This is a genomic window from Palaeococcus pacificus DY20341 (assembly GCF_000725425.1).
GTDB classification, from domain to species: Archaea; Methanobacteriota_B; Thermococci; order Thermococcales; family Thermococcaceae; genus Palaeococcus; species Palaeococcus pacificus.
Map to the genome: position 1 here is coordinate 171250 of NZ_CP006019.1, position 15190 is coordinate 186439.

A 15190-nucleotide genomic window follows, 5' to 3' on the forward strand; every position below is an offset into this window, starting at 1 on the left:
CATTAATTATGATGGAGCGGAAAGTTGTTCTAGAAACTCAAAACTTAGTCAAAAACTACTATATTGGAAGGAAGATAGTCGTGCCTGCTCTTAGAGGGATAGACCTGAAAATATATGAGGGGGAGTTTGTAGCAATAATAGGCCCCAGCGGAAGCGGTAAGACAACGCTCCTAAATATGCTTGGCCTGTTAGATAGGCCTACTGGAGGAAAGATATTCATAGATGGCTTAGATGTAAGCAATTTGAGGGATAACCAGCTTTCTGAGATACGGCTTAGAAAAATCGGCTTCATCTTTCAATATTATAATTTAATGCCAATCTTAACTGCTTTGGAAAACGTTGAGCTTCCTATGGTATTAGCGGGGGTTTCAAGGAAGAAGAGGATTAAACGGGCTAAAGATCTCTTAAAGGCCGTTGGGCTTGAGAAATTTGCTCATCACAAGCCAACAGAGATGAGCGGTGGTCAGCAGCAACGTGTGGCAATAGCGAGAGCCTTAGCTAATAACCCCAGCATAGTTTTGGCTGATGAACCAACGGGGAACTTGGACACAAAGACTTCTGAAGAAATTATTCAGCTGTTGAGAAAGATAAATAAGGAGAAAGGAACAACATTTGTTGTAGTAACGCATGATCCGGAAGTGGCAGACAACGCAGATAGAATTTTTCAAATAAGAGATGGTCTCCTTAAAGAAGTGGAGACGTTTGAGGTGGGAACATGAGAAAGCTTGCCTTTATTTTAATTGTGCTCTTAGTGATTCCCTCATTTTCCCTGGGGAATGAAGAGTATATGACATCTTTTCAGGGCTATCTGGGGATAGGGGATAATTTAACCTTTGGAAACTACACTTTGACCTTTATTGATGTTTTAAATCCAAATGCCGTAAATGAGAGAGTTCTCTTTAAAATTAGGGATAATTCAGTCTTTGAGGAAAAAGAATTCTCTTTGAGAGATGGGGAGAGCTTTGAATACAAAGATGTGAAGGTGGAACTGATATACACAACTTTGGAAGACAACCCGAGGGCTGTCATTAGGATATATTCTAAACCCGTGGATATATATTATGGGAAGGCTTATGAGAGGAACATTTTTAGATACGGCCCTATTTCATTCAGCATTGTTGAAATAGAGAATGAAACTCTTCTAGCGAGATATTTAAAGGGAGATGAAATTGACTATCGCTATCTTAACGTTGGGAATTACTATTGGCATGAGCTGCAGATAAGCATAGACGAAATAGCGAACAAGAGTGCAACTATACGCCTAAAGGCTCCTAAATATGTGAGATTTTCTATAGTTAAAGGAGCTGAGATAAGTATCGAAGAGGTCAGCTTTGATGAAGTTGAGATTGGCTCTCCGTTTACCTTAAACTTAACCTTAAAAAATGTGGGAGATAAGGAGGCCCGATTTATAAGTGTCTACCTGTACTCAACAGAAAATGTAAATGTTGAGGCTCAAAGACAGCAAACGCTTTTACCCACGGTTGTTCTACCGGAAGTCACATCTTCTCTCCCCTTTGCAGCGTACAAGGGAAGTCCAATAAAATATGTTGAAGTCCTAGTCCCCGGAAAAACAGCTAGTCTTAGCTTTAGCCTAATCTCCTCGAAGAACCTTAGGGAGGATGTATATCCCCTCTATATACGCTTGGAGTATAAGGATGAGGAAGGGGCCGAGAAGAGCACAGAGATTCAAGTAGGAATCCCGGTAGTTGATAGAATTAGGCCAAAGATAGTTTTGGATGAGTTTAAAGTAATTCCAAGTGTAGTTTATCCCGACTCGAACTTTACAGTTCAAATGAAGCTTAAAAATATTGGAAATGCGCCTGCAAAGCATGTTAAGATTGATGTCTTGGTGGAGAAGCCCGGTGAAGAGCAGCCATCAACTTTTGGTTCCTATGGCCAACCAATGCCATCCGAGGCACCAAAAATCTATCCCGTAGAAAAGCAGAGCACTCTCTACTTCAATGAGATAAGCAACACATCAGAAGGAGTGGTTTATTTTAAGATTGAGGACGTTTCAAGAGGAATTTATCCCCTCTATGTTGTGATAAGTTATGAAGACGAAAACGGCATAGCATATAAGGAAGAAATGACTTTTGGGGTTGAAGTGGGAGCTTATCCCCTCTTAACGACGTACATAGGCAACGTATGGGAGAGCGGTGGGAAGTACAACTTTGAGGTTTATGTCGTCAATGAAGGAAAAGATATTGCGAGGAGTGTTGTTTTAGAGGTTAGCTCTAACGATTTAGAGCTCTTCCCAGTTGGACAGCGCTATGTGGGCAGCATAAGCGGAAGGGACTACGACAGTGTGACTTATCAAATTTTGAACTCAACTCTTCCTAGGGGAGAATACAGGATTCATGCAAAGGTCTACTATAAAGACGAAAAGGGACAAGAGAAGAGCTTTGAGGAGGACTTAACCTTAAGAATTCCCGAAAACTTGATAGAGCAGAAAACAAGGCCTCTTTGGGAGTATGTGCTTGGAGGGGCGCTGATGTTATTTGTAATAATCCTCTTATGGAGGAGAGGAAGTGATTGATGAACTCCTTAAAATCGCTGTCAGGAACTTAACGAGGCGCAAAGTGAGGACTTTCTTCACCATGTTAGGCATTATTATTGCTGTTGGCTCGATAACGGCTCTAGTATCTATAACCGAAGGTTCGAAAGAGGCTGTTCAGGGAGAGCTCGAGAGGACGAGCAACGTTTTAATGGTAATTCCCGGCGCGGGTCTTTCGATAATAAAAGTGGCAACGAGCTCAATGGACGAGAGTATAGTCCATAAGATTGAGAAAATAAATCATGTTAAAGCTGTAAATCCTATCCTCTATAAGATATCGAGCTTCCACTATGAGGATTACATAGCAGAGACCTCAATAATGGGGGTTGACCCAAAGAGGGCTGCGAAGTATTATGAGTTAGTAGGCTTCCAAATGGAGAGGGGAGTTTTTCTTAAGAAGGAAGACCACTACAAAGCGGTTTTAGGATATTTAATTGCTCATGGAAAGTTCATTGGTGCGAATGGAAAAGTTGTAAACTGGGACATAAGGCCCGGCGAAAAGATATATCTCTATGATGATGAGGGGAATGTGTGGGAGTTCAAGGTGGTCGGCAACTTTAAAGAGAGCGGACAGTCCTTTTTAGCGGGATTTGTGGACATGATGGTTGCTATTCCCCTCGATACAGCCCAAGAAATCTTTGGTGACGAAGGGAAGGTGAGCATGGTTGAAGTCTACGTTGATGACATATACTTTGTTGATGAGGTTAGGAAGGAAATTGAGAAGGAGATAGGAGGAGTAACCGTAATCTCGGCAAAGCAGAGCGTTGAAATGGTTCTTTACATTCAAAAAATAATGCACAACCTTTTGATTGGCATTGGAAGTATAGCTCTCTTTGTTGGGGCTTTGGGAGTTATGAACACCCTTTTAACCTCTGTCATGGAAAGAACGAGGGAAATTGGTACTTACAGGGCAATAGGTGCTAGGAAGAGCTTTATCCTGAAGATGATACTCATTGAAGGCCTCATCCTGACCACGGTGGGAGGAATTTTGGGGTTTGCCTTTGGAATTGGCGCAGCAAATTTAGTGGTTTGGGTGTTTGAGCAGAGGGGCCAGCTTCTCCCTTCTCCTATAATAGACTTAAACGTGATTTTGTTTGCCATGGCAGTGACCTTTGGAATTGGGCTTCTCTCAAGCGTCTATCCCGCTAAGAAAGCGGCAGATTTAAGCCCAGTGGAAGCTTTGAGGTATATAGAGTAGGGCTAAAAGAGTTTAAAAGTCGGAAAACAAAAATTGGGAAGAGAAATCAAACCTTCTCAACGCCTATCTTTGCCTTAACATCGTCCCAATCGACAATGTAGCCTTTAACATCGCTCGTAAACTCGAGCTCTACTGCTCTAGTTTCTCTCTTAATGTAATCGAGCATCTCCTCCAAGAGCTCCTTGTTCTCATCTGTGGTGTCTATGTAAACCTTTATGCGGTCGTTGACATCCAAGTCCATCTGCTTCCTCATCTCTTGTATTCTCCTTACGAATTCCCTAGCCAAACCTTCGGCCATTAGTTCTCTTGTTAGTGTCTTGTCAACGAAGACCTTGCCGTGGTCGAACTCCTCTGCAACGAGGAAGTCTGGGAGTTCCTCTTCTATTGTTATGTGCTCCCTCTCTATGGTGAACTCTTTTCCTTCGATTTCGACTTTGAGCTTCTCCTTCATGAGCTTCTCATAGAGCTCTCCTGCATCTTGGCTCATTATCCACTTTGCGACGAGCTTTGCATCTCCTTTGAAGTGCGGGCCGAGCTTAGCGTAGTTCGGCTTGACTATTATTGCCCTCTCCACTTTAGCAACTTTGACCTCTTTTGCGTTTAATTGATCTCTCAAAAGCCTGTTGAGCCTCTCAACTGCTTTCTTACTCATCTCGTCTTCGGTCTCTATTATTATTTGCCTAACTGGATATCTAAGCTTTATCCTTGCTTTTTGCCTTGCTGAAGCTCCTGCTTCGACTATCTTCCTTATTATGCTCATCTCCTTCTCAAGATCCTCGTCGACCCATTTCTCGTCCTTAGCTGGCCAGTCTTCGAGGTGAACGCTCTCTTTTCCGCTGAACGGCCTTATGAGGTTTTGATATATCTCCTCAGCTATGTATGGTGTAAACGGCGCCATTAATCTAAGCAGTACATCGAAGACCTTCCAGAGAGTCCAATACGCGGCCAGTTTATCTGGGTCGTCCTTCTCCACCCAGAGTCTCTTCCTTATGAGCCTTACATACCACCTGCTGAGGTCCTCTACCACGAACTCATATATTCCTCTGGTAGCCTTTATGAGGTAGAAGTTCTCTATGCCCTCGCTAACCGTGTCTATTAAGCTGTTTACCTTTGAGAGTATCCACTTGTCTTCCTCCCTGAATGGAAGCTCTTCTACGTTGAGCTTAGTTGGGTCAAAGCCGTCGAGGCTCATATAAGTTGAGCTCAGTATGTAGACGTTCCAAAGTATGTTGAGCATTCTCTTAACCTGGCCCAAGCCGGTCCAGCTGAACCTCAAGTCCTCCCAAGGAACGTTTGCCCACAGCATGTAGAACCTAAATGGATCTCTTCCTTCCTTTTGGACGACTTCTTCTGGCTTTATGATGTTGCCCAAGCTCTTGCTCATCTTATCTCCTTTCTCATCAAGGACGTAGCCGTGCATTGCGACTTTCTTGTACGGCACAGTGTCGAAAGCTATTACACTTGCTGCTTGTTGGGAGTAGAACCACTTTGTAACTTGGTCTTGACCCTCAACTATAAACTCTGCTGGCCAGAGCTTTTCAAACAGCTCTTTGTTCCTTGGGTAGCCTAAGGAGGCCCATGAGGCAATTCCAGAGTCGAACCACACATCGAGAACGTCCTTGACACGTTTCATGTCTCCTCCACATTTTGGACACTTCAAAACAACTGTGTCGACCCAAGGCTTGTGCAGGTCAACTTCTTCAAAGCTCTTCTCTATTGGCTCTTTGCTCATCTCTTTAAGCTCCTCAAACGAGCCAACGACGTGTGTGTGTCCGCACTCCTCGCACACCCAGAACGGCAGGGGTATTCCCCAGTACCTCTGTCTTGATATACACCAATCTCCTGAGTTCATTACACCGTTATCGTAGCGCACTTTAACCCAATCCGGATACCAAGTGACCTTTTCGTCGTTTTCCTTTAATATCTGCTCTTTGACCTTGCTGACCTTAAGGAACCACTGATCTGTGGCTCTAAATATTAGTGGAGTCTTACAGCGCCAGCAGTGTGGATATTTGTGCTCTATAGTGCCGGCTTTAACGAGAATGCCCTTCTCTTTGAGGTACTCTATTATCTCTGGGTCTGCGTCTTTTACGAAGACTCCCTTCCACTTGCCTTCTACGTATCTTCCTTCGTCGTCTAATGGTGAGTAAGCTGGCAATCCGTATTCCCTTCCTATTTCAAAGTCCTCCTCACCATGACCTGGAGCTGTATGAACAAGCCCTGTACCGTCGCCTAAAGTAACGTGCTCGCCCAGTATGACGCGGTGGGTCCATTCATATTTCTCTCTAAACTCCTTCTGTCTTGGGTATTCATCTAAGAATGGGTGAACGTATCTAAGGCCTTCGAGTTCTTCTCCCTTGAACTCCTCGACTACTTCGCCTTTAACACCGGTCTCATTTAAAACACGTTCAACTAAGGCTTTGGCTATTATCCAATATTCTTCTTTACCTTCAAGCTCGACCTTAACCTTAGCGTAGTCATACTCCGCATGGACCGCTACCGCCAAATTAGCCGGCAAAGTCCAAGGCGTCGTAGTCCAAACGAGGAGGTATTCATTTTCTTTATCCTCGAGCCTGAACTTGACGTATACGCTCGGATCTTCTCTTATCTTGTATTCTCCCCTAACTTCGTGCTCGGCCAGAGCTGTTTCACACCTTGGACACCAGTGGAGAACCCTTTGGTCCTTTTCCAAAAGCTCCTTTTCCCACGCTCTCTTAAGCGTCCACCAAGCTGCTTCTATATATTCGTTCTTTATCGTCATGTAAGGATTATCCCAGTCCATCCATACGCCGAGCAGTTTGAACTGCTCTGTCATGACCTTGAGGTTCTTGAGAGCAAACTCTTTACACTTCTTTATGAACTCATCAACGCCTATCTTCTCCTCTATGTCCTTCTTTATCTTCAAGCCCAAAGCCTGCTCGACTTTAACCTCTATTGGAAGACCGTGCATGTCGAAGCCGGGCTGTCTCCTCACGTTGTAGCCCTGCATGGTCCTAAACCTTATCACCATATCCTTTATTATCTTGTTCCAAGCTGTTCCAAGATGTATGGCACCGCTAACATAAGGTGGTCCGTCTAAAAAGTAGTAGCTTGGAGCGTTCTCTCTAGACTTTTTAACCTTGTTATAGGTGTCGTTCTCTTTCCAAAACTTCTCTATTTTGTCCTCTAGCACTTGAGGATTATACTCCCTCATCTCTGGCTCTTTTATCATGCCAAAAACCTCCTAGAGTTTATAGAATAGACTAAGTCATTAGAAGGGCCCGAGGAATCATGGGCAAAATGCAAAGCGTAGGATAAAACGATCCCCCCTCATGGGCATCGGTCAAAATTGTAGAACTTTGTTTATAAGCTTTTTGGCAAACTTCACGAAGACAAAGAATAGTTGATGCAGTGATTAGAAACTTGGGGATAACAAGAGCTTTAGTTTGTTCTATCACATTTAGCCAAACAAGGAAAGAGAAAGCAGAAACCCTCAACCTCTCAATTACTCGCCCTTCTTCTTGCTCCCGTTTCTTATGGCTTGCATAACATAATCTATGAACTTTCTAACTTCTTCGAGCTCATCTTCAGGAAGATCTGCAATTTTGAAGTTGTTCTTCTTATAGGAGAGCCTCTTTAGGAGCAAAAGCCTTCCGATAGCGGTCTTTGTGGTTATTTTTCCATCTTTCCAATCACGCCAAATAGCGTTTGCAATTCCATAAAACTCTGGAATGCTATCCAAACCCGGGTCGTCCACATCTATAACTTCCTTTCCAAGATACTTGTAGCGCCTCTCTTTCTCCTCCTCCGTAAAATTCATCCCCCTCTCGTGAGGGTACTCCAGCACCATTTTCCTCACCAAAAGTTATTTTTATCTTCAGCGCTTATAAGCCTTAGGGTTAAACTTATAAAGCCCCGTTAAGACCATCGTCTAAACATTAATACTTTGGTGAAAGGTATGAATGCCCTCCTCTACCTCCTAATTTCATTTGCAGCTGTTATAGTTTTAATACGGCTTAAGGTCAATGTAGGTGTTTCTATTTTTATGGGCTCAATTATTTTGGGCTTTCTCTTTGGATTGGATCCTAGGGATATGGTAAATGCCTTATACGCCTCTGCAACTGCTTGGGAGACAATTAGGCTAATACTGATAATATCCTTCATAATGGCCCTCACATCAATCTTTGCTCAAATTGGCTACCTCAAGGACATGGAAAAGGCAGTTAAAGAGCTCTTTCCAAGCCCTAAGTACTCCTTGGCTATGCTCCCGGCTTTGATAGGGCTAATGCCAATGCCTGCTGGTGCATTAGTCTCGGCCCCAATGATAGAGGAGGTCGCCAACAAGCTTAGCCTAAAGCCCGAGGAAAAAACGCTCGTAAACTACTGGTTTAGGCACGTTTGGGAGCACTCTTGGCCAATGTATCAGGCTATAATTATAGCATCGGCTATCACAGGTGTTGCCGTGAGAGAGTTCAGCCTAAAGATGTTTCCCCTAACGCTCATTATGATAGCAGTTGGCTACGCTCTAATACTCCGTCCAATAAATGCTGAAAAAGCTATTGCAAGGGATAGAAAAGAAGGAGCAAAGCTCTTCCTAAAGGCAACGTACCCAATCTTTGTGATAATCTTCGTCTCCATAGTTTTGGGATACGATATGGTTTATGGCGCTTTTACGGGGCTTCTTTCTGCATTAATACCCTATTTCAAGCGGCTTAATAAGTGGGAAATAGCTAAGCACGCTCTCCAGCCCAAGATAGTTTTTCTGCTCTTTGCGGTAATGTATTTCAAATATCTCATCGAGCTTACTGGTGCTGTTGAGGCCCTTCCAAAGCTTATCTTAGAGCTGAATCTTCCAGTGGTGCTTGTAATAACTATAACGCCATTTTTGGTGGGATTAATGACTGGTATAAGCTTCGCCTACGTCGGAATGACGTTCCCTCTCTTAGTGCCGTTCTTTACAGGCTTTGATAAAATCGCCTTGGCTTACTTAAGCGGTTATATGGGAATGCTCTTCAGCCCGGTGCATCTCTGCTTAGTCTTTTCCTCTGAGTACTACAAAGCGGAGCTTGAAATGGCTTATAAGAGACTACTAATTCCCGCGTTGGCTCTATTTCTCATTGGTCTTAGCTACATCTTCCTTCTTTAGTGTATCTCCCATGCAAAAGAGCTTCCTTTTTAAGACTTCAAACCTCTTTTTTCCAATCCCCGGGACTTTTAAAAGCTCCTCCATACTCTCATACGGCCTGCTTATCATTATACGCCATGCCAATATTCTTCCGATTCCATGGAGGCTCCTTAAGTCATCTTCGCTCACTATATTTATCTCCCTCTTAAGCCGTTCCCATATTGGGTCTCCACTAAAAAGCTCTATTTCATCTTTTAGGGCCTTTTTGTGAGCTTCTTCAACACTCAGTCCTTCTGCACGGTGCTTTATCTCCTGAAGCTCATGAAAGAGGATATACCTCTCGTACTCTCTAAAGCGCTCAGATATCCAGATTTCGTTTAGTGGTATTCCAAGCTTATCTGCAGCAGGGGGATAAATGAGTTTTCCATCATAAATCACGCGGTAACAGGCGTTGTAGTCTTTAATAACCTCGTGGGGCACATAAACTATCTTATAACCAAGTCTCTCGGCTTCCGCTCTCGGATTCATAGATGACCCCCTTACTTATTTCGTGGTGAAAGTTTTAAACCCTGTGTCTGAGCTTTAAATGGTGGTGAAATGAGGATAGCTGTGGGCTCAACTAATCCAACGAAGGTTAAAGCTGTGGAGGAAGTAATGAGGGAGTTTTACGATGATGTGGAAGTCATTCCCTTAGAAGTGGACAGTGGAGTTGGAGATCAGCCAATTGGGATAGAAAAGACTGTAAAAGGTGCTATAAACAGGGCTAAAGAAGCTTTGAAGAAAGCTGATGCCGATTTGGGAGTGGGTATTGAAGCAGGCCTCTATGAGGTTCCCCATACGATTACGGGCTATATGGATGTGCAGTTCTGCGCTATTATAGATAAGAGAGGTAAGATAACCATTGGACACGGTCCAGGTTTTGAATATCCTCCATACGTTGTGGAGAAGGTTTTGAGGGATAACGTTGAAGTAGCAATCCCCATGGCAGAGCTCAGCGGCGATAAGAACATTAAGAAGACTACCGGCGCCATAGGTTTTTTAACTAGAGGAAGGTTATTAAGAAAGGAGCTCAACAAATTGGCTGTACTTATGGCTATGATACCTAGAATAAATAAGGGGCTGTACGGTGATGATTGAACTCCGGAAAAGCTGACTTGTGATGAAGCTCAGCCCGGATGAACCGAAGTTGTTATAAATTTTAGGTATAAACTATTATAGTATGGCAAGTGGTTTGAATCCGTTGATATTAAATGTGGGTAGAGGCTTGAGCCTTTCAATAAAACTCATAGCTTCTATACTCCTCTTTCATGTTTACCGTAGACACCAAAGGAGGTCTGCTTTATATTTGTCTATAGCTTGGGTTAGTGCTGCAGTATCCATATTTTTTGATATTCTCCAACTAGACGAGCTAAATGCTTTTTTTGAGGCCTTTTTTGCCACCCTGCTCTTTTATGGTGTTCTAAAAGCTCTTGAAGAGGAAGGAATTATCGCTATCTTTGAGGAGCTTTTGGTTGTGTCGGGCACTCCTCTCATCTTAACAGCATATCTTCTTGTTTTGAATATATTCGTAGGTTTTGATGGATGGATGTTCGCTGTGGGTCTTCCTTATGCTATCTCCGGACTTTTCATATTCTTCTCGGGTGTTAACGTTATCCGTCTAGTGCCCTTTTATGCAAGAAGAGCGAAGTTCTTTGCAGTTTCCCTGATTCTTTACGGCCTTCACGAGATGGACTATCCTATTTTAAGGCCTGTCGAGTGGTTTGCTCCAATAGGATTTTCCCTTGGTGCTCTTTTCACAATTTTAAGTGCTTTTGCAGTTCTCAGTTTAATCTTTACCGAAGAATTCCGTAGCCTAAAAAGGACAAGAGGCAAAGTCGAAGTTGAGTTGAAACGGGGAGTTATGGTAATTACTCCAAAGGAGTACAATGAACTGAAAGAAAAGCTAAAAGAGGCTCCTGTTCTTGCTTTCATTAGAGATATTAAGAATGTTCCTAAGGAGTGGGACGTCTACTTTGTAACAACTGCTAAGGGGGATTTGAAAACGGTGTCTCCTACAAGCTTGGCAAAAATCGTTGAACTGGTTCATGGCTATCTAAGAGAGGCCTCAAAGAGAGGAATAGGTAGCGTGGTGCTCTTGGATTGCCTTGAGTATTTGCTAACCTACAACGATTTCAATGCACTTGCGAAGTTCCTAAGCGGATTAAAAGATTTCTCTATGTTGTATGGAGGCACAATTATATTGGTCACCGATCCAAGCGCATGGGATGAAAGAGAGTGGATGATGCTAAAGAGGCTCTTGGGATAAATTCCTTTGATATTAAATCGAATGCTAAAATTTATATTTGATTGGAAGTTATGAGTTCTGATGCGTTATGAGCCTAGATAACATCATAGCAAAACTGGCCTCAATTGGAGCAGATTTGAGTACTAGGAACGCTGTAAGGATGGCACTGTCATTAGTGAGCGAGGATGAGGATCTTACAGATCAAATTTACGTTGCCATTAAAAATAAGGCATATAAGGAGGACTTCTCGAGAGTTCCCGTTGAAAAAAGGGCTGTTTTCATACCCCAATGTCTCAGGAATGTGAAGGAATGTCCAGCGGAGTTTGGAAAATATGGCTGGGAGTGCACTAAGTGTGGGAAGTGTGCCATTGGAGATATAATTGAGTATGGCGAAAAGTTAGGCTACAAGCAGTTCTACATCACACCCGGAGGGAGCTTGGTTAAGAAAGTGCTCAAGGAGAAGGTGCCTAGGGGGGAAATAAAAGCCGCTTTGGGTATAGCTTGCTGGCCAGAACTTGCGGAGGCTAACGAGAAGCTTTCTATTTTAAAGATTCCACTTCAAGCAGTTCCGCTCTTGAGAGCAGGATGCATAAACACTATAGTTGACTTGGAGCAGGTCAAGGAGGCTATGAGACTGGGGTTGGGAGAAGAAGCTTCAAATGTTGGAGTAAGTGCAAACATGAGTCCTACTCCGACTCCTTAGTCTCTGTCATTTCTTATCTCGTTCCAAATGGCACTCAGAATGAGTAGGGCACCCAAATAGCCCTTTGCACTTAAGATTTCTTTTATTGTTATGAACGCAGAGATGTGTCCAAATATTGGTTCGGAGGAATAAATCAGCGCCGCCTTATGGGCTTTAGTTTCTCTTTGATACTTCACTTGGAGTGTAAACGCTATTACAGTTGCGAAAATTCCTGTGTAGAGTATCCCTAACCAGGGCTCCCAGGTTTTTGGGAAAGCTATGCCTTCGAGAATGCTTGCATAGGAGAGGGAGAATAGAAAGTTCCAGAATATCTGCCAAAAGGCTAGGCTTAGATAATCCTTCTCCCCGAACTTTTGCACTAGAACGATTTGGAAAGCAAATGATATGGCACATAAAACAGTTAGCAAATCTCCCCTGTTGAAATTTAAGCTGGCTCCCGAGATTAGGTATAACCCAAGCACAGCTGTTCCAAGAGAGAGGAAATCCCTCAGCTTGAGCTTGTCATGGAGTAGGAAGTAGGCTATGAAAGGTGTAAATACAACATAAAGAGAGGTTATGAAAGCTGAGTTGGAGGCGCTAGTGTATTTGAGACCCACTATCTGGAAGCCGTGGCCGAAAAACAGCGTAACTCCTAAAACCAGGCCTTCGTAGAATGTCTCCTTTTTGAGAACCTTGCTCCTAAAGAGTATGAGCATCAGGAGGGAGGCGATACCGAATCTATATGCTAAAAAGAGTATCGGCGAGATGTAGTTTAAGCTAACTTTCATAGCCGGAAATGTAAAGCCCCAAATCGCTGTTATGCCGAGGAGTATAAGCTCAGCTTTTTTCATGATATTCCCTCTATTTGTAGCTGTCTTAAAATCTCAATCTAAGCGTTTCATTTTTCATAAATGTTATATAAACCATTCGCCAAGATACCTCCGGTGCTTGTCATGGGAGAGGGAGTTGAAAGAGTGTGGATACTAATAAGCCCTGATAAGTGCAGCGGTTGCAGGCTGTGCGAAATAGCATGCTCCTTAGAGCACGAGGGGGTAATATGGCCTGAGGCATCACGCATAAGGATTTTTGAGCTCTTACCGGGTATAAACGTTCCTCACACCTGCGTCCAGTGTCCAGACTATCCGTGTGTTGAATCTTGCCCAACTAACGCTTTAAGTGTCGACGAAAGCACTGGAGCTGTTTTGGTAAATGAGGAGAAATGCATAGAGTGCGGTGCTTGTGTAAACGCCTGCCCTGGCAGTATTCCAAGGATTCCCCTAGGAAAAGGCAGTGTTGTAATATGCGACCTCTGCGGAGGAAGTCCAAAGTGCGTTGAAGTTTGTCATGAGGCAGGGCATGATGCTCTAAAGCTCGTTAAGGGCAACTATCGCTCAATTTACAGAACTTTTGCAAAAGACCCTCTTGAGAAGTCTGAAGACTTAACGAAGAAAGTTTTTGGTGGAGAGTTTTAGGTGATTAAAATGTTCGGATACACGGGGAAGCTCATAGATGTTGATTTGAGTAAAGAGAAAGTAAATGTTGTTGAGATTGAGGAGGAAGCTCTTAAGAAGTTCTATGGTGGCCGGGGACTAGGGGTCTACCTGCTCTGGAAGGAGCTTGGCAAAAATTGGGAGGATATTGACCCACTCGGCGAAGAGAATATCCTATTAATTCTCACAGGCCCACTGACGGGTTATTATCCGGGCATAAAGACAGCTGTCCTCTCAAAGTCTCCTGAGAGCAATGGTGTGGTAGGGAGTGTTTTAAGCAGCGAAGTAGGCCTTGAGTTAAAGACTTCAGGCTACGATGGGATAATAATTCGTGGAAAAGCAAAATCTCCTGTATATCTGTTGGTAAACGACGACAGCATTGAGATAAGGGATGCAAGTAAATACTGGGGAATGGGGGGAGTTGAGCTCCATAAAACCCTCCTAAAGGAAGTTCACGATGAGCTTAGAAGAAAGGAGAAACTTAGGGGAGTCCCAAAAGAGCCTGCAATGATGTATATTGGAAAAGGAGGCGAGAATAAAGTCAGGTTTGCTTCGATAATGGCTAAACTAATGCATGCTGCGGGCTATGGGGGCTACGGCGCGGTTATGGGAAGCAAGAACTTGAAGGCGATTCTCGTTAAGGGAAGCAAAGCTTTGCCCGAGGTTTACGACAAGGAGAAAGTTAAGGCCATGATTAGGGAGTTTTGGAATGATCTTTTCACGTTGACGACTTTTAGGGAGTGGGGCACTGGTGCTGGTGGCTATAGCGTTGGTAAAGACCGCTCAAGTGAGCCTATAAAGAACTGGCAAGAGGAGTATCACAATAATGACGAGATAAGTGTTGTTAACTTTGAGAACAGAGCATGGGTAAAGAAGTATTGGGCGGACTATGGGTGTCCTGTTAACTGCATGAAGATTTCTTACCTTAGGTATGGTCCCTATAAGGGCTCAATCACAGATGCTCCCGACTACGAGCTCATGGCATACATGGGAACGAATTTAGGAATTTTCGAGCCTGAAAAGATCGTCTATCTCTCATATCTAGTGGATGAACTGGGCTTAGATGGGATAAATGCTGGAAACATCTTGGGATTTGCAGCTGAGCTCTACCAAAGGGGCATTCTCACAAAGGAAGACCTTGGCTTTGAGCTGAAATGGGGAGATGAGAAAGCCTTTGCGAGGCTCCTTGACCTCATTGTGGAAAGGAAGGGCATTGGAGAGGTTCTAGCGGAAGGAACATACAGAGCAGCTTTAAAGATAAGCGAAATGAAGGGTGTTGATGTCCTTAAATATGCTGTTCACGTCAAAGGCATTGGCGTTGGAGCTCACGGGGTTAGGAGCGACCTCGACTATACCAAGGATATAAGCTATGCCGTTTCAGTGCAAGGAGGAGACCACACGGCAACGGCAGGACTTCCAGCGAGGAGCTATGAGGGCGAGCTCGTTAACACTTTCTATGACTCCGCTGTAATATGTATGTTCACAACAAAGCCAGGATTCGAGCGCATCTTGGAGTTTGGAAATGCAGTTACAGGCTTTAGCTTAACGGCCGAAAAGTGGCTTAACGAGGTCGGCCTTAGAATAATCCACCTCCAGAGGATACTCCTTCTCCTTGGAGGGCCAGATGCGTATTGGGATCCAAGAAAGGATGATGACAATCCGCCGAGGTTCTACGAACCACTTCCAAGCGGCATTGCAAAAGGCAAAGCCCCACGGAGAGAGGAGATTAAGCAGAAAGCTGAACAATACTATGAAGAAGTTGGTTACGATGAGAACGGCATTCCAAAGGAGGAGGTTCTGGAAGAGCTTGGTTTAGGAGATGCGAAAAGAGCGGTTGAGAAAATAAAGAAGCGTTTAGGCGTTTAACTTTCTTTTAAC

General features: G+C 43.7%; 13 protein-coding genes. 9 read left to right on the forward strand and 4 right to left on the reverse strand.

Annotated features, from left to right (window positions below):
* Nucleotides 1-11 precede the first annotated feature (11 nt).
* From PAP_RS00920 to PAP_RS00930, 3 genes are read left to right on the forward strand one after another with little or no spacing between them, the layout of a single operon-like run.
* Nucleotides 12-719 (forward strand): ABC transporter ATP-binding protein, encoded by a 708-nt coding sequence (locus PAP_RS00920; protein ID WP_048165887.1) that lies wholly within the window; start codon nucleotides 12-14, stop codon nucleotides 717-719.
* The gene (locus tag PAP_RS00925; RefSeq protein WP_048164150.1) at nucleotides 716-2536 is read left to right on the forward strand and encodes a COG1361 S-layer family protein; all 1821 of its coding nucleotides are present in this window, start codon (nucleotides 716-718) and stop codon (nucleotides 2534-2536) included. Before PAP_RS00920 ends, PAP_RS00925 begins: the two co-directional genes overlap by 4 nt.
* Entirely contained in the window at nucleotides 2529-3752 is a 1224-nt protein-coding gene (locus PAP_RS00930) for an ABC transporter permease (RefSeq protein ID WP_048164151.1), read from the forward strand. The genes PAP_RS00925 and PAP_RS00930 overlap by 8 nt, the downstream gene beginning before the upstream one ends.
* A 46-nt stretch (nucleotides 3753-3798) precedes the next feature.
* Here PAP_RS00930 and ileS read toward each other — a convergent pair whose 3' ends face one another.
* Together ileS and PAP_RS00940 are read right to left on the reverse strand one after the other, a co-directional pair.
* Nucleotides 3799-6963 (reverse strand): isoleucine--tRNA ligase, encoded by a 3165-nt coding sequence (gene ileS / locus PAP_RS00935; protein WP_048164152.1) that lies wholly within the window; start codon nucleotides 6961-6963, stop codon nucleotides 3799-3801.
* A gap of 273 nt (nucleotides 6964-7236) precedes the next feature.
* Nucleotides 7237-7581, reverse strand: a complete 345-nt coding sequence (locus PAP_RS00940) for a hypothetical protein (RefSeq protein WP_048164153.1) — start codon at nucleotides 7579-7581, stop codon at nucleotides 7237-7239.
* Nucleotides 7582-7689: 108 nt separating this feature from the next.
* Between PAP_RS00940 and PAP_RS00945 the strand changes: the two genes are divergently transcribed.
* A complete protein-coding gene (locus tag PAP_RS00945) occupies nucleotides 7690-8877 on the forward strand; it encodes a TIGR00529 family membrane protein (protein ID WP_048164154.1) in 1188 nt (395 codons plus the stop codon).
* Here PAP_RS00945 and PAP_RS00950 read toward each other — a convergent pair.
* Complete coding sequence (locus PAP_RS00950) at nucleotides 8839-9384, reverse strand: ComEA family DNA-binding protein (protein ID WP_048164155.1); 546 nt, start codon at nucleotides 9382-9384, stop codon at nucleotides 8839-8841. The genes PAP_RS00945 and PAP_RS00950 overlap by 39 nt on opposite strands.
* Nucleotides 9385-9453: 69 nt before the next feature.
* On the opposite strand from PAP_RS00950, the gene yjjX reads away from it, so the two are divergent.
* The 3 genes from yjjX to PAP_RS00965 all read left to right on the forward strand — a co-directional run bounded on the left by yjjX (nucleotide 9454) and on the right by PAP_RS00965 (nucleotide 11843).
* On the forward strand, nucleotides 9454-9993 hold the full coding sequence (yjjX, locus tag PAP_RS00955) for an inosine/xanthosine triphosphatase (RefSeq protein ID WP_048164156.1): 540 nt from the start codon (nucleotides 9454-9456) through the stop codon (nucleotides 9991-9993).
* A gap of 82 nt (nucleotides 9994-10075) precedes the next feature.
* Nucleotides 10076-11161 carry a DUF835 domain-containing protein gene (locus PAP_RS00960; RefSeq protein ID WP_084177519.1) on the forward strand — a complete coding sequence of 362 codons (1086 nt, stop codon included), beginning with the start codon at nucleotides 10076-10078 and terminating at the stop codon, nucleotides 11159-11161.
* 67 nt (nucleotides 11162-11228) lie between these two features.
* Nucleotides 11229-11843 (forward strand): DUF116 domain-containing protein, encoded by a 615-nt coding sequence (locus tag PAP_RS00965; protein WP_048164159.1) that lies wholly within the window; start codon nucleotides 11229-11231, stop codon nucleotides 11841-11843.
* Here the strand turns inward: PAP_RS00965 and PAP_RS00970 are convergent.
* Nucleotides 11840-12673, reverse strand: a complete 834-nt coding sequence (locus PAP_RS00970) for a DMT family transporter (protein WP_048164160.1) — start codon at nucleotides 12671-12673, stop codon at nucleotides 11840-11842. The two genes, PAP_RS00965 and PAP_RS00970, sit on opposite strands and share 4 nt — an antisense overlap.
* A gap of 102 nt (nucleotides 12674-12775) precedes the next feature.
* Between PAP_RS00970 and PAP_RS00975 the strand changes: the two genes are divergently transcribed.
* Nucleotides 12776-13294, forward strand: coding sequence for a 4Fe-4S dicluster domain-containing protein (locus tag PAP_RS00975; protein WP_048164161.1), 519 nt, complete (start codon nucleotides 12776-12778; stop codon nucleotides 13292-13294).
* Nucleotides 13295-13303: 9 nt separating this feature from the next.
* Nucleotides 13304-15178 carry an aldehyde ferredoxin oxidoreductase family protein gene (locus PAP_RS00980; RefSeq protein WP_048164162.1) on the forward strand — a complete coding sequence of 625 codons (1875 nt, stop codon included), beginning with the start codon at nucleotides 13304-13306 and terminating at the stop codon, nucleotides 15176-15178.
* Nucleotides 15179-15190: the final 12 nt, after the last annotated feature.